Here is a 22,947-nt window from a genome sequence, read left to right on the forward strand (position 1 = left end):
CGGGTTCAATTGATCAACCCGTCCAAAGCTTTTTTCTCGGCCGCACTGGGCTTGCCGAGATATTGCGGTTTCGAAGAAATGGAAATTTCGGCAATCGCCTTCTTGCCATCGGCCGTGACCAGAAAGCCGACAATGTTTTGCGCACAGAATTTCGGCTTGCAGCCCCAGCCGGCAATGTAGTGAACGCCGCCCACATCCTTGTCCATCAGCGCCATGCCCACGCCGTTCAAATTCCACAGCCAGTCTTCACCCTGCATGTTTTTCGGCAAGATGCCGTGCAGGGCTTTCATGGCGGCAGGATATTTCTTCGGCAGGTCGCCCGTCTGCGCCGCGTTTGGATTGTCATTCTCCACCGCGAAGGCACCGCTGGCCATCAGCGGCAAAAGCAGCAGCGCCGCAACCGCAATCCGCTTCATCACGCCGCGTCCTTCACGGCCTTGACGATTTTCTTGGCTGCATCATTGAGATCATCGGCGGGCAGCACATTGAGGCCGCTGTCACGGATGATGGCCTTGCCCTCTTCCACATTGGTGCCTTCCAGGCGCACGACGAGCGGCACTTTCAGACCCACTTCCTTCACCGCCGCCACAACGCCAGCCGCGATCACATCACATTTCATGATGCCGCCGAAGATGTTGACGAGGATGCCCTTGACCTTGGGATCAGCCGTGATGATCTTGAACGCTGCCGTCACCTTTTCCTTGGTGGCGCCACCGCCCACATCGAGGAAGTTGGCAGGCTCTGCGCCATAAAGCTTGATGATGTCCATCGTCGCCATGGCAAGGCCAGCGCCATTCACCATGCAACCGATCGAACCATCGAGCGCCACATAGGACAGATCGAATTTCGAAGCTTCGATTTCCTTCGGGTCTTCTTCGGTCAGATCACGCAACGCGACAATTTCAGGATGGCGCATCAACGCGTTGTCATCAAAATTCACTTTCGCATCGAGGCAGATCAGCTGATTGTCCTTGGTCACCACCAGCGGATTGATTTCGAGCAGGCTCATATCCTTGTCAACGAAAGCCTTGTAGAGCCCGCCCACCATCTTGTTCAGCTGCTTGGCCAGATCGCCTTCCAGCTTGAGTGCCGAGGCAATGCGGCGGCCCACATAGCCCGAATACCCGGCTGCCGGATCAACATGCACAGTCACGATCTTTTCCGGCGTCTTGTGCGCCACTTCTTCAATGTCCATGCCGCCTTCGGTGGATACAATGAAAGCGATGCGCGAATTGGCGCGGTCCACCAGCATGGAAAGATAAAGCTCGCGGGCAATCGCCGTACCTTCTTCGATATAAAGGCGCTGCACTTGCTTGCCGGCGGGGCCGGTCTGATGCGTGACGAGGTTCATGCCCAGCATGCGCGTGGCTTCCGCCTTCACGTCAGCGATGGATTTCACCACCTTCACGCCGCCGCCCTTGCCGCGGCCACCGGCATGGATCTGCGCCTTCACCACCCAGACCGGGCCGGGCTGGCCTTCAGCGGCCTTCACGGCTTCTTCCACCGTGAAAGCGGGCGAGCCCTTGCCGGTTGCTACGCCATATTGGCGCAAAACTTCTTTGGCTTGATATTCGTGGATGTTCATCTGGGCCTCGTTCGCTTAGGTCACATCAGAGATAAAAAAGGCGGGCTCGAAGCCCGCCTCAAAACTTACGCCAGTTCCGGTGCCAGCGTTTTTGCGGCAGCCATCAAACCGTTCACCGCAGCGACCGATTTGTCAAAGCCGGCCTTGTCTTCGGCATTGAGCTCGATCTCGACGATGCGCTCCACACCGTTTTCACCGATCACCACCGGCACGCCAACATAGGTGCCTTTGACGCCATATTGGCCATCGAGATAGGCAGCGCACGGGAGCACGCGGCGATAATCCTTGAGATAGGCTTCCGCCATCGCAATCGCCGACGAAGCAGGTGCGTAGTAGGCCGAGCCGGTCTTCAGCAAATTCACCACTTCAGCGCCGCCATCACGGGTGCGCTGTACGATCTTGTCGATCTTTTCCTGCGTGCTCCAGCCCATCTTGATCAGGTCCGGCACCGGGATGCCGGCCACGGTGGAATAACGCACCAGCGGCACCATCGTGTCGCCATGGCCGCCCATCACGAAGGCATTCACATCCTTCACCGACACATTGAATTCTTCGGCGAGGAAATGCTGGAAGCGCGCCGAGTCAAGAACGCCAGCCATGCCGATCAGCTTGTTGGTCGGCAGGCCCGAAAACTTCTGCAGCGCCCAAACCATCACGTCGAGCGGGTTGGTGATGCAGATCACGAAGGCATTCGGTGCATGCGCTTTCAGGCCTTCACCGACCGACTTCATCACCTTGAGATTGATGCCCACAAGATCATCGCGGCTCATGCCGGGTTTACGCGGCACACCGGCAGTGACGATGCAAACATCGGCTCCAGCAATCGCTTCATAGGAGTTCGCACCCGAGAGCTTGGCATCAAAACCTTCCACCGGGCCTGACTGAGAAAGGTCAAGCGTCTTGCCCTGCGGCAGGCCCTCGGCGATGTCGAACACCACAATGTCACCAAGTTCGCGCAGCGCCGCCAGATGGGCCAAAGTGCCCCCGATCATGCCGCCGCCGATGAGAGCAATTTTCTTACGTGCCATTCAAGACCCCTGTTGCATTGCAATATTTATTGAGGACTTCCTAGTCCTGTTAACTATTGGCTTCAATAGTCATTTGTTGAGTGACGCCAATCAGTCCCGCGCCCACCAGCTGACAGACTGCATTTCCCGCAAACGTGACGCCGTTCTTAGGAATTCGGTCTTGTGCGGGCCTGTGATGCACAGTTTCTCCGGCGCCGCCGCTGCGGTGACGACGAGGCGCGTGCCCGCATCATAGAGCGTGTCGATCAGCAGGATGAAGCGCTTGGCCTCATTGCGCTCGGCAACCTTGAGCACCGGCACATGTGCCACAAACACCGTGCCATAATGCTTGGCGATGGCCAGATAGTCGGGCGCTGCCAGAGGCTGGCGGCACAGGGCATCGAATTCAAACCAGCAGCAGCCATGCGCGGCATAGGGCACCAGCAGCTTGCGGCCCAGAACTTCAATCTCCTGCGGGCGACCGGTCTCGCTGTCGGCCAGCCGGTGCCAGAGATGAACCAGAGTCTCATCGGCCTTGGGCGTCAGCGGCGAAATATAGGTCTGCTCAGCGGCCACGCGGCCCAGCCGGTAGTCCTTGCCTGCACCCAGCTCGACCACATCCATCATCTCGTTCAGCCGCGCCACAAAAGGCAGGAACAGCTGACGATTCAAACCATCTTTGTAGAGCCCATCCGGTGGCTGGTTGGACGTGGTCACGATCACCACGCCCCGCGCCCACAGCGCCTCGAACAAACGGCCCAGGATCATCGCATCGGCAATGTCGGTCACCTGCATTTCATCCAAGCACAGCAGCTTGGCATCCTTGGTGATGCCATCAGCAATATCAGCAATCACATCATCCGATTTCGAGGCCGTGCGCGCAGCATGAACCTCCTGCATGAAGCCATGGAAATGTACGCGACGTTTGGGCAGCTCCGGCGCCTGCGCGAAGAAGTCATCCATCAGCATGGTCTTACCACGCCCGACATTGCCCCAAATATAGAGGCCGTGCACAGGTTCACCGCCGCGCGTGAACAGTCGCGCGAAAAGGCCGGGCCTTGGCAACGCCAGGGCCTCGTTCAACGCTTCCAGTTTTTTGGCTATGCCACTTTGCGCCGCGTCGAGATGCATTACCCGGTTGCTCAACGACCCATTTGCTCCAGAAATCTCATGAGCAGCGTATAATGCGCTGCCGTGATCGAAACATAGCCCAGAAAGGCAATGCTGACCTGCAATGATGTGAGAGGCGTGAGCCCAGAGTCAATCTTCCTTGGCTTCAGATTGGCCACAATCGCAAAGCCGCCAAACAGGATCATGACGGTTTGCCCCATGGCGAAACCAATAGCCGCGATCACCACACCGATCGTCATCAGGCCAAGCGCGGCATGCTTGCCAACCAGTTTGGTCAGCACCGAGCGCAAGGCAATGCCACCATCCAGCGGTTCGGTCGGCAGCATGTTGAACAGGTTCAACCCGGCCGTGACCACGCCGATGATCGAATAGGCCATGGCATGCGGCCAGCCTAGGAAAGTGGGAATGGTGCAGCCAATGGCCAGCAGACAGGAAAGGCCGGGCCCCATCAAAGCGGCAAACACGCTCTGCGCCTGGCTTTCAAATGGTAGCCGCGGCACGGCAATGGCGCCCAGGAAGGGCAAGAAGATCAACCGGCCCCAAGGCTGGCCCATCATCCGGAACGCCAGCAGATGGCCAAATTCATGGATGAACAGCGCCAGCACTAGAACAGCGGCAATGTTAAAGCCCAGCAGCAATCCAAATGTGGCCAGGCTCAACAGCCCGGTCACCAAAGCCACCGCAGCGCCAATCAGCCAATAGGCCTTGTCGCCCGGCGTTCCGGTTTCGGCGAGGCCCTTGAGGCGGAACGCGCCGCCCCACAAATCAGCCCGCGCCAGAAGCTGCGCAAGGAAAGGCCGCTTGCCCCACAAATAACTGGTCTTCAACCGCGTACCCTGACCTTCGGCAGCAAAGTCGTAGCGGATTTCCAGAAGCTCATTGTTTTCGGATTTGCCTTCAAGCTCGCGTTTCAGCACCAGCCTCTCATGGGGCACAGTTTCCGCCACTTGAAAGCGCCCGCTATGCAAACGCGGCACGCCATTCTGGCCGGGAATGCTGACTTCGAACACGAAGCTGCCCTCACCCACAAATCGATATGATGCCGTCACTTGCCCCCAGCGATCCACCTTGCCGTCATAGGGCACCAGAAGCTGCCACAGCTTTTCAGTCGTCGTCTTGATAAACAGCGATGTGCGCGGCCGCACCCGCATGCGAAACGCCAGCAAGGCAAGCAGAATGATTGTCAGTGGAATTTCCGGGCCAATCTGTTGCAACAGGCCAAGCATAAGCACCCCCACATTGAAGAGAGCTGAATCTACAAGGGCAAACCTTAATAACGGGTCAGCTTTTCACCAGCGGCACATGCGGGGCGGACGAAAGCGGCAGATGGCCTGAAAGCCGTGGATCATCATGCACTTCGATCATTGTCTTGTAAGGCCGAAACCCGGCCTTCTGATAAAACGACAAAGCCTTGGGATGGTCATAATGGCAGGTATGCACCCACAGGCGGTTGATCTTCTGCGCCCACGCCCGGTTCAAGCCTTCCTGCATCAGCAGACGGCCAAGCCCCGAACCCACTTCGCCCGGCACCAGGCCGAAGAAGGCCAATTCGCAATCCGGCAATTCAGCGAAATTCAGCTCCAGCAGGCCCACCGCATCAGGCCCCTTCATGAGGACCGAAGATTCAATAGCCGGATTGGTGAGAATGGCAGACAGCGCCTCATCCGGCATGATCAGCCGGGAAAACCACATCAGGTCCTGGCCGACGGCCCTGAACACCTGACGGTAGGAAGCCAGATCCGCGCCATTGCACGGGGCCAGATGATAGCCCTCCGGCCACACCACGGGTGCAAGCTCCGGCCTGTTCAGCATTTCAAGGCACGTGACGAGGTTGACCAGTTTGCCCTTGGGCAGGTCATAATAGCCGTTGGTCAGTTCAAGTTCGGGCATCAAGCCTCTAGTTCGGTCACCAGATCGCCCAGCGCTGAAAGGATCAGCGGCAGGTTTGCCGAATAGTGTATCTCACGGCCCCGCCGCTTTGGAAGCAGCAAGTGGCGCAGGCTCATGTCTTTCAGGTGGAATGACAGCGTGGGCGGGCTCACCGCCAGCGCCACTGCAATTTGCCCAGCGGGCATGCCTGCCGGTGCCTTGCCGTGTGAAACGGGTGCCAGCAACCTCAGGATTTCCAGTCTTGTCCCCTGCCCCAGCGACCCAAAAACGCCGGCCAGATTTGTGATTTTTCTGTCCAAGATTTCCCCAACTCTTGAAATGTCGAACCGTTCATAACATCCGGGTGCAGGGAAACCAGCGCGAAACTATATTTTGGTGAATATCCGGAGACGGAAAGATGACGGAACGCGTTTCGTCAACCAGACTGCGGCAGGGACGGAATCCAAACATACCCGTCATCATCCAGGATCATGCATTCACGCATGCCATGCGGCTTGTCCATGCTGCCCGCCAGAACGGTAAAGCCTAACGCCCGCGCCCGCGCTTCTGCCTGGTCCGGGTTCACCGCATAGGCACGCAGCTCGACGCCTACGCCGCGCGGGCTGTCCGCCGTCAAACTGCCGATCAATGGATTGTTCCGGTAAGTATCGTCCACATGCAGCATGAAATCGTCGCCGCACAGGCGCATGGCGGCAAATTTGTCGGTACGGAACCGTGTCTCCGCACTTAGAATCTCGGTCACGAAAAAATGCGCCCGGTCAATGTCGCGCACGATGATGTTGATGCCCAGCCCCTGAAGGGCTGCACCATAGGCCATGGCGGAGGGTGGGTTGTCCTGCTCGGTCATGAAAGGAGCTTAGCTCCGGCACGCAGCCGAACAAGCCCCCTTAGACCTCCAGCACCACCCGGCCCATCGGCTTCGAACAGCAGGCCAGGATGAAACCATCCGCGATCTCCTCATCGCTGATGCCGCCATTATGCACCATATGCACATCGCCTTCGGTCTTCTTGATCTTGCAAGTGCCGCACAGGCCGAAATTGCAGCCAGATGGAATATTGAGGCCCGAACGCTTCGCCACCGAGAGAATGCTTTCCGTCTCGCGGCAATCGGCGATCTTTCCGCTCTTGGCGAAATTCACTTTCACCATCACGCTGTCGGCCGGCTTCACATCATGGATCAGCGGCTGATCGGCCTCAGTGCGCACCGGTGCGCCGAAGCTTTCCTGGTGATAATGCGCCATGTCAAAACCCAGCGCGTTCAGCATGTCGCGCACGCCCTGCATGAAGGGTTCGGGCCCGCAGCAGAACACTTCACGCTCCAGATAGTCCGGCGCCATCAGGCCCAGCATGATTTGCGACAGGCGTCCACGATAGCCATGCCAGGAGCGGAAGGCATCGGATTCTTCCACGGTAAAACGCAGCTGAATGCCCGGCACACGGTTGGCCAGCTGTTCAAGCCGCTCGCGGAAAATGATTTCCGATGGGCGCTTCGCCGCATGCACGAACACAATGTCGGGCATTTCACTTGAGTCCCAAGCCCAAGTCGTCATCGACATCATCGGCGTGATGCCCGACCCTGCCGAAATGAACAGCTGCTTCTTGGCTGGATGCTTGTGCGAGCTGAAAATGCCGCTGGGCCCATAGGCCTTGATCTTCATCCCCGGCTTCAGATGATCCAGCATCCAACGGCCGCCAACCGAATTTTTCTGCGCCCGCACGGTGACCGAGATCGAAACGGGGCGCGAGGGCGAAGATGAAATCGTATAGGTGCGCTGCACTGTGCCGCCAGGCACCGGCAGCTCCAGCGTAATGAATTGTCCGGGTATATAGTCAAACCACGCACCCGAAGGCGCGCGCAGGCCAAAGGTTGCGGTATTGGCGTCTTCTGGAATGACCATCGCGCATTCGAGAAGCTCAGAATCATCCCACGGCGTGGCTGACCAGTTGAGTTGCCGCTGTGCCATTATTCAGCCGCCAGTGCCGGGCGCGGCGCGAGGCGATCCTGCATGATGTTGCAATACCAATCCACAAACTGAATGACGCCCTCTTCCTGGATGGTCGAATAGGGACCGGGCTCATAGGCGGGCGAGAGAATGCCCTTCTGGTTTTCTTCCACCACTTGGCGGTCCTCATCATTGGTGTTCATCCAGACCTCTGTGAGGTTCTCGAGATCGTAATCCACGCCTTCAACCGCATCCTTGTGCACCAGCCATTTGGTGGTCACTTCGGTTTCGGTGGCGCTGATCGGCAATATGCGGAACACGATGGCCTGGTCGGCCAGAAAATGATTCCAGGTATTTGGATAGTGATACATCAGCAGGCTACCGGCATCATTGAAGGGCATCGTGCCCATGCGCTTGGTCACGGCGGCCTTGGTGCTCATCGTATAGCTTTCGGCATTGCCCAGCAGCGGCACGCGCGCCAGACGCCATTGCATCTTGGCCTGATGCACAAAGCGTGACGGCAGGCCCGCCGCATCGCAACGCTGCCAATGCGCCATGATTTCCGGCGAGGCCGAATCCGGCCCATCCATCGCGCCGATCTTCGGGTTATCCGAGAAGGTGCGGCACAAAGACGGATGCGAGCCGGAGCAGTGATAGCATTCGCGGTTGTTCTCGATGACCAGCTTCCAATTGCCCTTCTCGATAATGGTGGAGCTGAACGCCACCTTGGCATCTTGAAGTGCTGAGGGCGCGAGATACTTCATCGCGGTTTGAGCCAGCTCGGCAATCGGCGGCGGAATATCGGCGAGGCAGATATAAACCACGCCCGCCATGTCGATGCAGTGAACTTTCTTCAGGCCGTAAGCCGCAGCATCAAAACCTTCGCCCATTTCACGCGCATAGAGCAGCTTGCCGTCGAGATCATAAGTCCACTGATGATAGGGGCAGACCAGCTTTTGCGTGGAACCCGTGGCATGCGAACACAGACGCTGGCCACGGTGGCGGCACACATTGTGAAAGGCGCGGATGCGGTTGTCACTGCCGCGAATGATGACGACGGGATAGGCACCCACTTGCATCGTGGCATAAGCGCCGGGCTTGGCCAGCTCGCAGGCCGGAACAGCAAACAGCCACTCCTTGTAGAAGATGTGCTGAAGGTCCGCCTCCAGCACACCGGGATCAGAGTAGAGTTCGCGCGACAGCGAAAAATTGCGCTTGCGGGCGGAAAGCTGCGCCTGGATATCGTGGGTGTTCAACATAACGTCCTCGCAAGTTCCATGCTTCCCCGCATGGGTGGAATAAATATTACGACGGACTAATGCGGGGCTGGGTGATGAACCTGGCACGCGCATCGAAACACCGCCCGCCGCGGTTCGACTATATGCAAGGCTGGTTTCCGGGCTTTAGCGAGCTCCTCCCAGGATCAGCCGCAGCGCCTTCCCAGGTTAAACCCAGTGGCATCAATTGCAGCCTTTTCTCTCGCCTACCGTTGCGGGGGCAGCGTTGGTTTAAGCCAACTTCCCAATTCTCCGCTGTCTCCAGCGGCACCTTACGCGGTGAAAGCTAACATGTGATTTTGCGACGGCACGGATAAAAGCGACATGCGGAATGAAATCCGCGCGAGAATGCGAGTGGCTTTGTTAGTAGCGGCTGACCGAAAGATGCTCGGCCGTATCTTCGCGCCAGGCCAGCGTGCAGGAGCGCGCGGCCTGCGCCACATCCATGCCCTTTTCGCGCACGGCAAGCAGGAAAAACGCCGTCATGTCTTCAGCCAGTGCACCAATGTCGCAGGTGTCTTCATCTTCCAGCGCACCGGCAATGCGATTGGCCGCAGAAGCCATCAGCGCCTGGGCTTTCTGACGGCCTATATTGCAGGCCGAGCGCCAGCTCTCCAACAAGTCAGAGCGTTTCAGTTCGATCAGCACATCTTCTTGCAGCACCAGAGGAATATTGCCCCGGCTGCGGATCTCACGCACCGGAGAACCCGTCTTATCCGAGACTGGGCAGGAAATGATAAAGCCAGTTGCCAAGGGAAATTGATCTCTCATCGCACTCACCCCGCGCCTCAAACGCAGGCGCACACTCACTCACAGGAATGAAAGAGTGCGCCTGTCAGGTTGCAAAACCGTTAAAAAGCGAGGGATTTGCCTAAGCTTTGAGCAACCACTCATGTTCCGGCGCGTTGTAGAACTTCCACACGCGCTTCGGGCCGGCCATCACATTGAGGTAATAAAGGTCATAGCCATGGATGGCGGCACAGGGATGGTAGCCCTTCGGCACCATCACAACGTCTCCATCTTCCACCGCCATCGCCTCATCCAGCTTGCGGTCATCGGTATAGACGCGCTGGAAGGCAAAGCCCTGCGGTGGGTTCAGGCGGTGATAATACGTTTCTTCCAGCAGGCTTTCCTGCGGAATGTTGTCCTTGTCATGCTTGTGGCTGGGATAGGATGAAGTGCAGCCATTGGGCGTGATCACTTCAACCACCAGCAGGCTTTCCGCCGAGCCATCCCATTCCGGCATGATGTTGCAGACATAGCGGGTGTTGGAGCCCTTGCCGCGCGTGATGATTTCGAGATCATCCGGCTTGATCACCTTAATAGGCATGCCGCCTTTAGCGGGCGCGGTGCAGATATTGATGACCAGATCATTCTCGGCCTTCACCGACCATTTGGCCTTTGGCGGAATGTAGATCGCCCAGGGCTTGCCTTCGAACACCGAATTGCGCTCGCCCAGCACACCATAATCCTTGCCATCGATCGTCACCCGGCCCTTGCCCGAGGTGAAGACGATGCAGGTCTCGCGCTTGGCTTCTTCACCTTTGGCCGATTTGCCCGCGGCCAGCTTCCATACATCATGGCCGACATATTTCCACTTGGCCGATTTCGGCGTGACCTCGATCACCTTACCGGTTTTCTTTTTCGCTTTAACGAGTAGCTTTGGCATCAGTTTTTGCTCCCGCGCGCATCATTCCAAATCTTGACCAGCGATGCAAATTTCGCGGCCATCTGATCGACGGCGGCCTCATCATTGATCTTGCCCGCCAGCCATTGCTCCGCCGGTCCCGCGAAAATCGTCCGGCCCACGGCGAAACCCTTCACATGCTTGGCCTTGGACACAGCCGCAAAACCCTTGGCCAGTTCCTCTTCCGGCGCTTCCAGCCCCAGAAGCACAATGCCACGGCACAGCGGGTCTTCGCGGTCGATCACCTTGCCGATTTCATCCCAGGCGGCGGGATCAGCCTGCGGCTCCAGCTTCCACCAATCAGGCTTGATGCCCAAAGCATAAAGCTCAGTCATCGCGCGCGCGATGGTATTCTTGTCCATCGGGCCATGCTTTGATGCAATGATCTCCACCAGCAATTCGCGGCCCACTTTGGTCGCGGCGTCATAGAGCCCGCGCAATTTGGCGGCCTGCTTGTGCTTCAATTCCGGCTCATCATCCGGGTGATAGAAGGCGAGGCACTTGATGCAATGCGTGACCGGCCATTCCACCAGCCGCGATCCCACATCCTGTGAGAATTCAAATCTCAGAGGACGCGAGCCCGGCACTTCCAAAGGTCGCCCGACCCAAAGGCCAAGCTTCGCCGCATCAAACATCGCCTCGCGGCCATAGGTATCATCGAGCAGCGTGCCGTAACCCGGTGCTCCGCCAGACACTTTGCCGATGGCCTTCATCGCCAGCCGCTTGAACGGCGCAATCTTGTCGCGCGACGCACCGGCCTTATCAGCCAGGTCTTCCAGCTGCTTGCGGTGATCAATCGCAAACGAAAGAATCTGATCCGGCAGTTCCCGCCGCGTAGTGGCGCGATGGATATGGCTGATATCCTCATCCTTGCGCAGGGCCCGCGTTTTCGACCCATGTTTGAGGAAATATTGCAGCTCCGTCCAGGTCACATATTCCGGCGAGCACAGCAGACGCGACACGGCAAACGCGCCGCAGGCATTGGCCCAGGTGGCGCAGGTTTCATAAGGCTCATCTTTCAGCCAGCCGCGCAGGAAGCCCGACATAAAGGCATCGCCCGCACCCAGCACATTATAGACTTCAATCGGGAAGCCCTTGCCCACCAAACCATCATCCAGCGAAGCCGGAATGGCGTCCGGGTAAACCACGCAACCCATCGGCCCGCGCTTCAACACGATCACGCCCTTGGAAATCGCACGGATCCGGCGCAAGGCTTCCAGCGTGTCTTCGGTGCCGCCGGCAATCGCCACTTCCTCTTCGGTGCCGATGATCAGGTCGCAATCAGCTAAAATGCTCTGGATATGCGCCGTCACCTTGTCGGACTTGATATAGCGTTCCTCACCCGCCGCATGGCCGGCGAGGCCCCAGAGGTTCGGGCGATAATCAATGTCAATGATCACGCGGCGGCCATGGGCCTTGGCAATCTTCATCGCCTTGCGTTGGGCGGCATCAGTGTTGGCGCGGGCGAAATGCGTGCCGGTCACCAGCAGCGCACGAGCGGAAAGCACAAAGGTCTCATCCACATCATCTTCGTTCAAAGCCGAATCCGCACAATTGTCGCGGTAGAAAATCAGCGGAAAAGTTTTATCATTCTCAACCGAGAGCAGAACCAGCGAGGTCAGCCGCTGCTTGTCGGTGACCACACCCTTGGTCTCGACACCCTCGCGGGCCAGCTGCTCAAGGATGAAACGCCCCATCTGCTCATCGCCCACGCGGGTGATGAGGCCGGTCTTCAATCCTAGTCGCGATGTACCGATGGCGATATTGGTGGGCGAACCACCGACCGATTTGGCGAAGGAGCCCACATCTTCCAGCCGCGCGCCGATCTGCTGGCCATAAAGGTCAACCGAGCTGCGGCCCATGGTGATGACATCAAGCGGGAGTGTGGCGGTCATGGCGTTCTGTTTCTTCCTGGAATGATCGTCCCTTGAAACAATAATTCCAACTGGAAGTCAATATAGAACATTCATTCCATCGGTCTTTCCGCGCCGTTCCGCCACGCCCACGGTCAGCGCCATGGCCAAGGTCATGGTGGCGGCCATTGAGCGGAAGCCCTCGAAATGACTTTCCGTCACTTCGAACCAGATCTTCGAAGCCGGCACCAAGGGCGAAAAGGCTGAATCCGTAATCGTCACCACCGGCACGCCACGATTGCCCGCCGCCTGCGCCAAACGCAACGTTTCAGCCGCATAGGGCGTGAAACTCACCGCCAACAAAGCATCCTGCGCCGTGGCAAAGCCCACTTCTTCAGCTGCCAGACCCGCAGCTCCGCTGATGAGCTGGTTCTTGATGCCCAGCTTGCCAAACGCATAGGCCATATAGGAGGTGATCGGGAAAGACCGGCGCTGACCGATAATGTAAATCCGATCAGCCTTGGCCAATTGGCGGATCGCCTGTTCCAGCCGCTCGCCATCCAGCCGGTTGCGCAAATCCTGAATGGATTTCTCCGAAGCCTCCGCAAAACCCTGAAACAGCATGGCCGCCTTGTGCGCCTTGCTATCGGCGCGCAGATGCGACAGGCGTTCTTCATAGGAAATCACCCGCTCGCGCAGGCGCGAACGGAACACATCCTGCAAATCAGAAAAGCCGTTGAAGCCTAGGCTCTGGGCGAATCGCACCAGCGTGGAAGGCTGCACATCCGCCGCCTCGGCAATTGAAGCGGCCGTACCGAAGGCCACTTCATCTGGATTATCCAGCGCATAAACAGCCACTTGCGCCAGCCTTTTGGGCAGGTTTTGCGCGCGTTCCATGATCATGGAACGCAAAGCTTCAAAATCGCGCGGGGCATCGGTCACACTCATGGAATGAAAAAAGCATGTTTGCTGGAACAAGCCAAGCGGGATGGAATATTCATTCCACAGTCGGTTAACCCCGATTGGAATTGACATTGCACTGCAACATGCCTATGTGACCGCTATCGCTGCCGGCCCAAACGACGACGTGAGGAGCTTTTTAGCTACCAGTCAGGCCAGGCGCCCATGAAGAACTCGATAAGTTCATGGGCCAGTAAGAGCGCCCCAACTTTCCTTTCACGTGGGATCGTCAACTTCGCCTGTTCAGGAACAGCGGCGGAGCCAAATCCCTTATGTTCCGTTTGAAAGGGTCCTCTGTGACTCAATTTACCGACCTTGGCCTTTCCCAGAAGCTGCTCGATGCGCTCAACCAGGAAGGCTACACCACCCCAACCCCCATCCAGGCAAAATCCATTCCTTCATTGCTTGAAGGCCGCGATTTGCTGGGCATCGCCCAGACCGGCACCGGCAAGACCGCTGCTTTCGCGCTGCCGATCCTCGAGCGCCTGTCGCGCCATGAAGACCGTGTGGCCCGCGGCACCTGCCGCGTGCTCATTCTGTCGCCAACCCGTGAGCTTGCCGCCCAAATCGGCGAAAGCTTCAAGACCTATGGCAAATACATGAAGTCGTCGCGCGCTGTCGTTTTCGGCGGGACGTCGATCGGCAAGCAGGTTGAAATGTGCCGCAACGGTGTGGACATTCTCGTTGCCACCCCCGGCCGCCTCGTCGACCTGATCGAGCGCCGCGCCATTTCGCTCGGCAAGGTTGAAATCCTGGTTCTCGACGAAGTGGACCAGATGCTGGACCTCGGCTTCATCCACGCCATCCGCAAGATCACCGCTTTGATACCGAAGACCCGTCAGAACCTGTTCTTCTCGGCCACCATGCCGAAGGAAATCGCTGGCCTGGCTTCTGGCCTGCTGAACAATCCAGTGCGCGTTGAAATCGCCCCCGTGGCGACCACCGCTGAGCGTGTGAACCAGTCCGTGATCCATGTCGATCAGCCCGGCAAGATGGCCGTGTTGAACGACCTGCTGAAGGACAACAACATGACGCGCACCTTGGTGTTCACCCGCACCAAGCATGGCGCCGACAAGGTTGTGCGTGGTCTGGCTCAAGCCAACTACACCGCCGCCGCCATTCACGGCAACAAGAGCCAGCCCAACCGCGAAAAGGCGCTGGCAGGCTTCAAGAGCGGCAAGATCCTCGTCCTCGTGGCGACGGACATTGCCGCCCGTGGCATCGACGTCGATGGCGTGTCGCACGTCATCAATTTCGATCTGCCGCATGTGCCGGAATCCTACGTGCATCGCATCGGCCGCACCGCCCGTGCAGGCGCTGAAGGCCAAGCCATCGCTTTGTGCGCCGGTGATGAACGTTCATTGCTGCGCGACATTGAGCGCACCATCCGCATGTCGATCCCGGTGACCACCCATCCGCTCGGCAAGCAGGAAGTGCCGCAGGGCCGCGAGACCAGCACGCGCCCCAATGGCCGTGCCATGGCACCAAAGGCCGGCGCGCGTGAACCCCGCAATATGGGGGACCGCCCGGCCCGCGAGAAATCCAACGGCGGCAGAGCCCACCGTGGCCAACCCGGCTTTGCCGTGAAGCCGAATGCCGGACGCGCCGCACCGGGTGACCGTATGGACGCACCGGTTCAGGCCCACGCCGAAACGGCAGCGCCTGCACGCCACGTTCACGACGAAAAGATCGCCACTGCCAACAAGCGCACCGATTGGACGCCGATGCAGGGCGAACCCACCGTGATGTATCAGAAGCCCAAGGCCAAGGAGCACGTTTCAAACGAACGCCCGCACCAGCCCTGGTTCAACAAGCGTTCGGAAAACGGTGCCAACCGTGGCGGCAAGACCCGCGACCGCAGCTTCGGTGACAAGCCGCGTGGCCCCCGCACCGAAGGCGGTGAAAGGCGCGCTCATGGCACTGAAAAGCCATGGAGCAACCAAGGCGGCGAATTTGCTGGTGACCGTGCACGCGATGAGCGTAAGGCTGGTGACAAGCCGCGTGGCAATTTTGGTGACAAGCCCCGTGGCAATTTCGCTGGTGACAAGCCGCGCGGCAATTTTGGCGACAAACCCCGTGGCGACCGTAATTTCAGCGACAAGCCCCGCGGTGAGCGCAGCTTAGGCGACAAGCCGCGCGGAAACTTTGGCGACAAACCGAGAGATGCCGGCGCAGGTGATCGCCCGCGCGGCAATTTCGGTGACAAGCCCCGTGGCAATTTCGCCGGCGGCAAGCCGCGCAGCGGTTCCGGTGGCGGCAAGCCCGGCGGTTTCGGCCGCCCCTCAGGCGGCAGCTTCAAGCGCCCGAACCGCGCTGAAGGCTAAGGCCTAGAGATTCAACAACAGAAGCCCGCGAGCAATCGCGGGCTTTTTTGTGCCCAAGCTACCACCCCATTCCGTCACCCCTGCGAAGGCAGGGGCCCAGCTTCTTGACAACCTACGAAGCCACTTTAGCTTCCCTGCATGTCCGAAGAAAAGCAGCCCGCTGTTTACATCACAGCCAATCGTTATCGCGGCACCATCTATATCGGGGTGACGAGTGCGCTGTGGAACCGCATCTCAGAGCACAAGAATAGTGCCTTTGACGGCTTCACGGCAGAACATAACGTGCATCATCTCGTCTGGTACGAGCACCATCACATGATGGAAGATGCCATCCGCCGCGAGAAACAACTCAAGAAATGGAAACGTGATTGGAAAATCCGGATCATTGAGGAGATGAACCCGGAATGGCACGACTTGCACGAAAAGATCGATCCCATCGGCACACTTGTTGCGCTCAAAGCTGGGCCCCTGCCTTCGCAGGGGGTGACGGTTCTTGGGGAAAGTTAGGTGATCACAAACACCGCACCAGATCAGCCCAGAGATCTTCGCCATCCTCAATGCCAACCGACAGCCGAAACACGCCATCGCCTGCCAGCGCGCGGTAACGCGCCGCCGCCTCCGGGCCATGCCGGAAGGTTGATTTCTCGATGTCATCCGTGCCGATCCAACAGATCAGGCTGCGGTGATGACCGAGCGAGACGGCATAGTGCGTGATCTCCAGCGTATCAATCATACGCTGCGCGATGGCAGGGCCCGCTTCATGCGTCTGGAACGTCATCATGCCGGAAAAATTCTTCATCTGTCGCTTGGCCAGGTCGTGTTGTGGATGCGATGGCAGACCCGGATACAGTACATTCTTCACCGCCGGATGCGCTTCCAGTTTTTGCGCCAAAAAGAGCGCAGCCTTCTCATGCGCCGCCATGCGCAAGGGCAGCGTGGCCGCACCGCGCAAAATCAGCCAGGCATTGAACGGCGACATGATGCCGCCGAAATGCACCATGGCTTCGAGATTGAGCGCCGCCATGTCAGCCTTGCGGCCGATCACGCAGCCACCCATCGCATCGCCATGCCCGCCGATATATTTGGTCAGCGAATGCATCACGAAATCCGCGCCGAGTTCCAAAGGCCGCGTGGCCAGCGGCGTGCAATAGGTCGAATCCACCACCACATCGCGCACGCCCTTGGCACGAGCCAGCGCCGACAGTGCCGCAATGTCACTGAGCATCATCGATGGATTGGAGGGTGACTCGATCCACAGCATCCGCGTATTGGGCCGGATCGCAGCGGTCACGGCTTCCACATCGGAAGTATCAACGTAAGAGGCTTCAATGCCAAAGCGCGGCAGCGTATCGCGCGCCAATTCGGCAATGCCCACATAATTGCTTTCCGGCATCAACAGATGATCGCCCGCCGAAAGCCGCCCGCAAATCAGCGCATGGCCGGCACCCACGCCGGACGCAAAACACAGCGCCGTCTCGCCGCCTTCTAGCGCCGCTACTTTCTCTTCCAGCTGCCGCACTGTAGGGCTGCCCACGCGCGCATAGACAAAGCCTTCAGTGCTTTCATCCTGATCGCGCGCCGAAAAACCCGTGAGCTTCTCCGGCGCGAAAGTGGCTGACATGACCAGATTGGGCGATGACGCGCGAGTAACAGGATCAACAAATTCGCCCGCATGTACGGCTGTGGTGGCAAAGCTCAGCGGCCCCAAAGTGTTCTTCTTGGTCATGTCTCACTCCCTGCCCGCCAGCTTGCGATGGCACAAAACAAAAAACCAGCCTTGTGGAGCTGGTTCTTCAGGATCAAATTGTATGGCTTGTTACAGAACGCTCTGCAGCGCCTTCAGGTGATCGAGATTTTCCTGGGCCACGCGCTTGGCTTCGGCTTCGGTGGCATCGGCGACGTCTTCCTCGGCGTCCTTGATCTGCTTGGCCAAGGCGGCAGCATCAAGTTCTGCTGTCGGAATGGCGCGTTCGGCCAGCACCGTGAGGCCCTGCGGGTTCACTTCGGCAAAACCGCCACGCACGAAAATACGCTGCGAACCAGAAGCTGCCGTCACCGTCACCACGCCGGGGCGCAATGACGTGAGCAGCGGCGCATGTTGCGGCAGGATGGTCATTTCACCTTCCGTGCCGGGCAGCTGCACGCTGTCCACGTCGCCCGAGAAGAGCAACTTGGCCGGTGAAACGAGTTCGAAGTGAAGCGCCATCGTTCTGTCTTTCGCTTACGCTGCGTCGGCGGCCAGCTTGCGGGCCTTTTCGACGGCCTGCTCGATGGTGCCCACCATGTAGAAGGCCACTTCCGGCAGGTGGTCATAGTCACCGTTGCAGAGGCCCTTGAAGCCCTTGATCGTATCTTCGAGCTTGACCTGCACGCCGGGCGAGCCGGTGAACACCGCAGCCACGTCGAAGGGCTGGCTCATGAAGCGCTCGATCTTGCGGGCGCGCGACACGGCCAGTTTGTCTTCTTCGGAAAGTTCGTCCATGCCGAGAATGGCGATGATGTCCTGAAGCGCCTTGTAGCGCTGCAGGATCGACTGCACCTGGCGGGCCACGGCGTAGTGCTCTTCACCGACGATGGCCGGTGACAGCATGCGCGAGGTCGAGTCGAGCGGGTCAACCGCCGGATAGATGCCCTTTTCGGCAATCGAGCGCGACAGCGTTGTCGTTGCGTCCAAATGCGCGAAGGATGTGGCAGGGGCCGGGTCGGTCAAGTCGTCGGCGGGCACGTAAATGGCCTGCACCGAGGTGATCGAACCCTTGTTGGTGGTGGTGATGCGCTCTTGCAGGGCGCCCATGTCGGTGGCCAGCGTCGGCTGATAGCCCACGGCGGACGGAATGCGGCCCAAGAGCGCCGACACTTCAGAACCGGCTTGGGTGAAGCGGAAAATGTTGTCGACGAACAGAAGCACGTCCTGGCCTTCATCGCGGAAGTTTTCAGCAACCGTGAGGCCTGACAGAGCCACGCGCATACGCGCACCCGGCGGTTCATTCATCTGGCCGAATACCAGAGCGCATTTCGACTGCACGTCCGACTTCGGATCATGCGGATCGGCATTCACTTTTGACTCGATGAACTCGTGATAGAGATCGTTACCCTCGCGGGTGCGCTCACCTACGCCGGCAAACACCGAATAGCCACCATGCGTCTTGGCGATGTTGTTGATCAGCTCCTGAATGAGCACGGTCTTGCCCACGCCGGCACCACCGAACAGGCCGATCTTGCCGCCCTTGGCGTAAGGCGCGAGAAGGTCAACCACCTTGATGCCGGTGACAAGAATTTCAGCGGTGGTGGACTGGTCCACGAATTCCGGAGCCGGCGCATGGATCGGGCGGCGCTTGGTCGTCTTGATCGGGCCAGCTTCGTCAATCGGCTCACCGATGACGTTCATGATGCGGCCGAGCGTTTCAATACCAACGGGAACCGTGATCGAGGATTCCGTGTCGCGCACAGCCTGGCCGCGGACCAGACCTTCGGTCGAGTCCATGGCGATGGTGCGCACGGTGTTTTCACCCAGATGCTGGGCCACTTCGAGCACCAGGCGGTTTTCACCATTCATGGTTTCAAGCGCGTTCAAAATCTGCGGCAGGCCGCCGTCAAAGGCCACGTCAACGACGGCGCCCGTGACTTGCACAACGCGACCCGTTGCACCAGCAAGTTTGGAATTGGTGGATGTTGCTTTCTTGGCCATGACGTCTGTCCTTACCTGCGATAATGTTACAGCGCTTCCGCGCCGGAAATGATTTCGATGAGTTCCTTGGTGATCTGCGCCTGGCGCTGGCGGTTATACTTGATCGACAGCTTGTTGATCATGTCACCGGCATTGCGCGTGGCATTATCCATCGCGCTCATGCGTGCACCTTGTTCAGACGCTGCGTTTTCGAGCAGCGCGCGGAAAATCTGGATGCCGATATTGCGCGGCAGAAGATCAGCCAGGATGACTTCTTCTTCGGGTTCCACGTCATAGACGGCGCCGCCCAGATCAGGCGCAGCACCGGTATCAACCTGGGCCGGGATCAGCTGCAAGGCCGTGGGCTTCTGCGATATCACCGATTTGAATTCCGAGAAGAACAATGTGGCGACGTCGAATTCACCGGCGTTGAACAGCTCGATCACTTTGCGTGCAACGCCTTCAGCATTCTCGAAACCGAGTTGCTTCACGCCGCGGAAATCCACTGCATCGATAATGTATTTGCCGTAGGCGCGCTTGAGCGAGTCATTGCCCTTCTTGCCGACAGTGAGAATCTTCACCGTCTTGCCGGTTGCGAGCAAACGTTCGGCATGTTCGCGCGCCAAGCGCACGATCGATGTATTGAAACCGCCGCACAACCCGCGTTCAGCCGTTGCGATGATCAGCAGATGCACCTGGTCCTTGCCGGTGCCGGCGAGCAATGCAGGCGCGCCAGCCTTGCCGGCCACAGCCGATGCCAGATTGGAGAGAACCGAAGCCATGCGCACCGAGAAGGGACGCGCGGCCACAGCTGCTTCCTGGGCGCGGCGCAATTTCGCCGCGGCCACCATCTGCATGGCCTTGGTGATCTTGCGTGTCGCCTTTACGGAGGCGATGCGATTGCGCAGGTCTTTGAGACTAGCCATTGCGGCCCCTTAAAGTTTAAGCGAACGACTTGGTGTAGGCTTCAACCGCGGCCTTGAGCAGCGGCATTGTCTTGTCCGAAATCGCCTTCTCCGAACGGATGGCATCCATCACGCCGGCATGCTTGTCGCGCATCAGGCGCAGCAGGCCTTCTTCGAAGCTCTTGATCTTGGCAACCGGAATGCCGTCGAGATAGCCGTTCACGCCGGCATAGATCGAGACAACCTGCTCTTCCATTTTCAGCGGCGAGAACTGGCCCTGCTTCAGCAGCTCCGTCAGGCGCGCACCACGGTTGAGCATCTTCTGCGTCGCCGCATCAAGGTCCGAACCGAACTGGGCGAAGGCCGCCATTTCGCGGTACTGAGCGAGCTCGCCCTTGATCTTGCCAGCCACCTGCTTCATCGCCTTGGTCTGCGCAGCAGAACCCACGCGCGACACGGAAAGGCCGACGTTCACAGCCGGGCGGATGCCCTGATAGAACAGATCGGTTTCAAGGAAGATCTGGCCGTCAGTGATCGAGATCACGTTGGTCGGAATGAAGGCCGACACGTCGTTGCCCTGGGTTTCAATGACCGGCAGCGCGGTCAGCGAACCGCCGCCCAGCGAGTCGTTGAGCTTGGCAGCGCGTTCCAGCAAACGAGAGTGGAGATAGAACACGTCGCCCGGATAGGCTTCGCGGCCCGGCGGGCGGCGCAGCAGCAGCGACATCTGGCGGTAAGCCACGGCCTGCTTGGAAAGATCGTCATAGGCGATCAGCGCATGCATGCCATTGTCGCGGAAATATTCGCCGACGGCGCAACCGGCAAACGGTGCCAGATATTGCAGCGGGGCCGGATCGGAAGCAGTAGCGGCGATGATGACAGAATATTCCAGCGCGCCATTGTCTTCCAGAACCTTCACGAACTGGGCAACCGTAGAGCGCTTCTGGCCGCAAGCGACATAAACGCAATAGAGCTTGTCTTTTTCCGGGCCAGCAATGTGGATCGGCTTCTGGTTCAGAATGGTGTCGAGGATGATCGCGGTCTTGCCGGTCTGGCGGTCACCGATCACCAGTTCGCGCTGGCCACGGCCAACGGGGATCAAAGCGTCAATGGCCTTGAGGCCAGTGGCCATCGGCTCATTCACTGACTTGCGCGGAATGATGCCGGGGGCCTTCACGTCCACACGCGACATTTTCTTCGACTTGATCGGGCCCTTGCCGTCGAGCGGGTTGCCCAGCGGATCGATCACGCGGCCGAGGAGTTCCTTGCCGACGGGGATTTCCACGATGGCGCCGGTGCGCTTGACGAGATCGCCTTCCTTGATGTCACGGTCGGCGCCGAAAATCACGCAACCGACATTGTCGGTTTCGAGGTTGAGGGCCATGCCGCGGATGCCACCGGGGAATTCCACCATTTCGCCGGCCTGCACATTGTCGAGGCCGTGCACGCGGGCAATGCCGTCACCGACGGAGAGAACCTGGCCGATTTCAGCAACATCGGCATCCTTGCCGAAATCCTTGATCTGCTTCTTGAGGATGGACGAAATTTCGGCGGCGCGAATATCCATGTCAGCCGTTTCCCTTCATTGCAACTTTGAGATTTTGAAGTTTTGTTTTGAGCGAATTGTCGATCAGCGTCGAGCCAATCTTGACTGTCAGGCCACCGAGCAGCGAAGCATCGGTCTTGGCCACCAGCTGCACATCCTTGCCCACCCGGGCTTTCAGTGCAGCAGCGAGATCCTTGAGCTGGGCAGCGGTGAGCTTTTCAGCCGAGGTGACATCAGCCACCACTTCGCCCTTGTCTTCAGCCACCAGAGCCTGGAATGCGTCAATTGCACCCGGCAAAGCGGTCAAACGGCGATTCTCGCACAGCAGTTTCACGAAATTGAGCGCCAGACCCGACATGCCGCCCTTGGCACTGAGCGCTTCAATGGCCGCCATCTGGTCTTCAGACTTGAAAACGGGGGATGAAAACAGCCGCTTCAGGTCAGCTGATTCAGAAATTGATTTGGCAAGGCCCGCAAGGGCCGAGGCAACGGCGGGAACCGCCTTTTCTTCTTTCGCAAGGTCGAACAGCGCGCTGGCATAGCGCCCCGCCACCCCGCTCGTCATGAGTTGTGCCGCCACGAGCAAACTTTCTTGTTTGTAAGTATTAACGCGTGCGCCTGCTATCACACCAAAACAGGGCTGTCCATGCGCTTTTAGCGGCGTTTCATCGTAAATTTGGCGGGCTGCGCGCGCAAACAAAAAAGGCCCGCCGCGGGAGGAGCTGCGGCGGGCCTGTTTGCTCGATCTATTTCACTTCGAAATGAAATTTTCGAGCTGATAGCGTTTGATACCCATGTCGGCCAGATCGGCGTCGGACAGGCGGATATAGACTGGCTTTGCCTGTCTTGTGGCAGATCCCGGCTTCTTGTTGCGGAGGAAGCGGGTCAGCATGGAATTAGCGGGCCGCGTCGCGGGCAACACGATGGATGTCAGCGCGTGCGATGCCGAGGTCGGCCAGTTCGCGGTTCGTCAGAGCTTGCAACTCAGTGACGGTACGGCTGTAACGCTTCCAGGTGGTGATACGGGATTTAAGAACTTCAAACATCTTTGGTACTCCTTGTTTCCCCTTCCGGGGGAATATGTCTTTCGCTTACGCAGCAACATATAGTGCAACGCAGCAAAAAGAGTACTGCAAAATTTGCATGGCTCGTAATACATTAAATAATTCATG

General features: G+C 58.6%; 24 protein-coding genes and 1 riboswitch. Of the genes, 2 read left to right on the forward strand and 22 right to left on the reverse strand.

Going from position 1 to position 22,947, the window contains the following annotated elements:
• Nucleotides 1-5 precede the first annotated feature (5 nt).
• From F8B91_RS14975 to F8B91_RS15040, 14 genes are all read right to left on the reverse strand, one after another.
• Entirely contained in the window at nucleotides 6-416 is a 411-nt protein-coding gene (locus F8B91_RS14975) for an Ivy family c-type lysozyme inhibitor (RefSeq protein ID WP_196504649.1), read from the reverse strand.
• A complete protein-coding gene (sucC, locus tag F8B91_RS14980) occupies nucleotides 416-1,585 on the reverse strand; it encodes an ADP-forming succinate--CoA ligase subunit beta (RefSeq protein ID WP_196504650.1) in 1,170 nt (389 codons plus the stop codon). The genes F8B91_RS14975 and sucC overlap by 1 nt, the downstream gene beginning before the upstream one ends.
• A gap of 65 nt (nucleotides 1,586-1,650) precedes the next feature.
• Nucleotides 1,651-2,613, reverse strand: a complete 963-nt coding sequence (gene mdh / locus F8B91_RS14985; RefSeq protein WP_196504651.1) for a malate dehydrogenase — start codon at nucleotides 2,611-2,613, stop codon at nucleotides 1,651-1,653.
• A gap of 90 nt (nucleotides 2,614-2,703) precedes the next feature.
• Nucleotides 2,704-3,738: a cell division protein ZapE gene (gene zapE / locus F8B91_RS14990; protein ID WP_246715277.1), complete on the reverse strand. Its 1,035-nt coding sequence runs from the start codon at nucleotides 3,736-3,738 to the stop codon at nucleotides 2,704-2,706.
• A complete protein-coding gene (locus F8B91_RS14995; protein WP_196504652.1) occupies nucleotides 3,735-4,937 on the reverse strand; it encodes a metalloprotease in 1,203 nt (400 codons plus the stop codon). The genes zapE and F8B91_RS14995 overlap by 4 nt, the downstream gene beginning before the upstream one ends.
• Before the next feature lie 67 nt (nucleotides 4,938-5,004).
• Entirely contained in the window at nucleotides 5,005-5,613 is a 609-nt protein-coding gene (locus F8B91_RS15000) for a GNAT family N-acetyltransferase (protein WP_196504653.1), read from the reverse strand.
• Entirely contained in the window at nucleotides 5,613-5,912 is a 300-nt protein-coding gene (locus tag F8B91_RS15005) for an ArsR/SmtB family transcription factor (protein ID WP_196504654.1), read from the reverse strand. Before F8B91_RS15005 ends, F8B91_RS15000 begins: the two co-directional genes overlap by 1 nt.
• A 116-nt stretch (nucleotides 5,913-6,028) precedes the next feature.
• Nucleotides 6,029-6,460, reverse strand: a complete 432-nt coding sequence (locus tag F8B91_RS15010) for a VOC family protein (RefSeq protein WP_196504655.1) — start codon at nucleotides 6,458-6,460, stop codon at nucleotides 6,029-6,031.
• Nucleotides 6,461-6,500: 40 nt separating this feature from the next.
• The gene (locus F8B91_RS15015) at nucleotides 6,501-7,577 is read right to left on the reverse strand and encodes a hybrid-cluster NAD(P)-dependent oxidoreductase (protein ID WP_196504656.1); all 1,077 of its coding nucleotides are present in this window, start codon (nucleotides 7,575-7,577) and stop codon (nucleotides 6,501-6,503) included.
• Nucleotides 7,577-8,815: an aromatic ring-hydroxylating oxygenase subunit alpha gene (locus F8B91_RS15020; RefSeq protein ID WP_196504657.1), complete on the reverse strand. Its 1,239-nt coding sequence runs from the start codon at nucleotides 8,813-8,815 to the stop codon at nucleotides 7,577-7,579. Before F8B91_RS15020 ends, F8B91_RS15015 begins: the two co-directional genes overlap by 1 nt.
• A gap of 111 nt (nucleotides 8,816-8,926) precedes the next feature.
• Nucleotides 8,927-9,123, reverse strand: a riboswitch (cobalamin riboswitch).
• Nucleotides 9,124-9,196: 73 nt separating this feature from the next.
• Nucleotides 9,197-9,604 carry a hypothetical protein gene (locus F8B91_RS15025; RefSeq protein WP_196504658.1) on the reverse strand — a complete coding sequence of 136 codons (408 nt, stop codon included), beginning with the start codon at nucleotides 9,602-9,604 and terminating at the stop codon, nucleotides 9,197-9,199.
• A 100-nt stretch (nucleotides 9,605-9,704) separates the two neighbouring features.
• Nucleotides 9,705-10,502: a 5-deoxy-glucuronate isomerase gene (gene iolB, locus F8B91_RS15030; protein ID WP_196504659.1), complete on the reverse strand. Its 798-nt coding sequence runs from the start codon at nucleotides 10,500-10,502 to the stop codon at nucleotides 9,705-9,707.
• Nucleotides 10,502-12,415, reverse strand: a complete 1,914-nt coding sequence (locus F8B91_RS15035) for a bifunctional 5-dehydro-2-deoxygluconokinase/5-dehydro-2-deoxyphosphogluconate aldolase (protein ID WP_196504660.1) — start codon at nucleotides 12,413-12,415, stop codon at nucleotides 10,502-10,504. Before F8B91_RS15035 ends, iolB begins: the two co-directional genes overlap by 1 nt.
• A gap of 57 nt (nucleotides 12,416-12,472) precedes the next feature.
• Nucleotides 12,473-13,321 (reverse strand): MurR/RpiR family transcriptional regulator, encoded by an 849-nt coding sequence (locus F8B91_RS15040; RefSeq protein WP_196504661.1) that lies wholly within the window; start codon nucleotides 13,319-13,321, stop codon nucleotides 12,473-12,475.
• A gap of 308 nt (nucleotides 13,322-13,629) precedes the next feature.
• Between F8B91_RS15040 and F8B91_RS15045 the strand changes: the two genes are divergently transcribed.
• Both F8B91_RS15045 and F8B91_RS15050 read left to right on the forward strand, forming a co-directional pair.
• Nucleotides 13,630-15,657 carry a DEAD/DEAH box helicase gene (locus tag F8B91_RS15045; RefSeq protein ID WP_196504662.1) on the forward strand — a complete coding sequence of 676 codons (2,028 nt, stop codon included), beginning with the start codon at nucleotides 13,630-13,632 and terminating at the stop codon, nucleotides 15,655-15,657.
• A gap of 138 nt (nucleotides 15,658-15,795) precedes the next feature.
• Nucleotides 15,796-16,164: a GIY-YIG nuclease family protein gene (locus tag F8B91_RS15050; protein WP_196504663.1), complete on the forward strand. Its 369-nt coding sequence runs from the start codon at nucleotides 15,796-15,798 to the stop codon at nucleotides 16,162-16,164.
• A 4-nt stretch (nucleotides 16,165-16,168) separates the two neighbouring features.
• Here the strand turns inward: F8B91_RS15050 and F8B91_RS15055 are convergent, their stop codons facing one another.
• From F8B91_RS15055 to F8B91_RS15090, 8 genes are all read right to left on the reverse strand, one after another.
• Nucleotides 16,169-17,383, reverse strand: coding sequence for a trans-sulfuration enzyme family protein (locus tag F8B91_RS15055; protein WP_196504664.1), 1,215 nt, complete (start codon nucleotides 17,381-17,383; stop codon nucleotides 16,169-16,171).
• A 90-nt stretch (nucleotides 17,384-17,473) separates the two neighbouring features.
• On the reverse strand, nucleotides 17,474-17,863 hold the full coding sequence (locus F8B91_RS15060; protein ID WP_196504665.1) for a F0F1 ATP synthase subunit epsilon: 390 nt from the start codon (nucleotides 17,861-17,863) through the stop codon (nucleotides 17,474-17,476).
• A 15-nt stretch (nucleotides 17,864-17,878) separates the two neighbouring features.
• Nucleotides 17,879-19,345 carry a F0F1 ATP synthase subunit beta gene (gene atpD / locus F8B91_RS15065; RefSeq protein ID WP_196504666.1) on the reverse strand — a complete coding sequence of 489 codons (1,467 nt, stop codon included), beginning with the start codon at nucleotides 19,343-19,345 and terminating at the stop codon, nucleotides 17,879-17,881.
• 26 nt (nucleotides 19,346-19,371) lie between these two features.
• Nucleotides 19,372-20,250 carry a F0F1 ATP synthase subunit gamma gene (locus tag F8B91_RS15070; RefSeq protein WP_196504667.1) on the reverse strand — a complete coding sequence of 293 codons (879 nt, stop codon included), beginning with the start codon at nucleotides 20,248-20,250 and terminating at the stop codon, nucleotides 19,372-19,374.
• A gap of 16 nt (nucleotides 20,251-20,266) precedes the next feature.
• The gene (gene atpA / locus F8B91_RS15075) at nucleotides 20,267-21,796 is read right to left on the reverse strand and encodes a F0F1 ATP synthase subunit alpha (protein ID WP_196504668.1); all 1,530 of its coding nucleotides are present in this window, start codon (nucleotides 21,794-21,796) and stop codon (nucleotides 20,267-20,269) included.
• 1 nt (nucleotide 21,797) lies between these two features.
• Nucleotides 21,798-22,340 (reverse strand): F0F1 ATP synthase subunit delta, encoded by a 543-nt coding sequence (locus F8B91_RS15080; protein WP_196505000.1) that lies wholly within the window; start codon nucleotides 22,338-22,340, stop codon nucleotides 21,798-21,800.
• A gap of 186 nt (nucleotides 22,341-22,526) precedes the next feature.
• A complete protein-coding gene (locus F8B91_RS15085; RefSeq protein WP_196504669.1) occupies nucleotides 22,527-22,667 on the reverse strand; it encodes a hypothetical protein in 141 nt (46 codons plus the stop codon).
• Between the two features lie 4 nt (nucleotides 22,668-22,671).
• On the reverse strand, nucleotides 22,672-22,821 hold the full coding sequence (locus F8B91_RS15090) for a DUF1127 domain-containing protein (RefSeq protein WP_196504670.1): 150 nt from the start codon (nucleotides 22,819-22,821) through the stop codon (nucleotides 22,672-22,674).
• Nucleotides 22,822-22,947: the final 126 nt, after the last annotated feature.

This window comes from Aestuariivirga litoralis (assembly GCF_015714715.1).
GTDB lineage: Bacteria > Pseudomonadota > Alphaproteobacteria > Rhizobiales > Aestuariivirgaceae > Aestuariivirga > Aestuariivirga litoralis_A.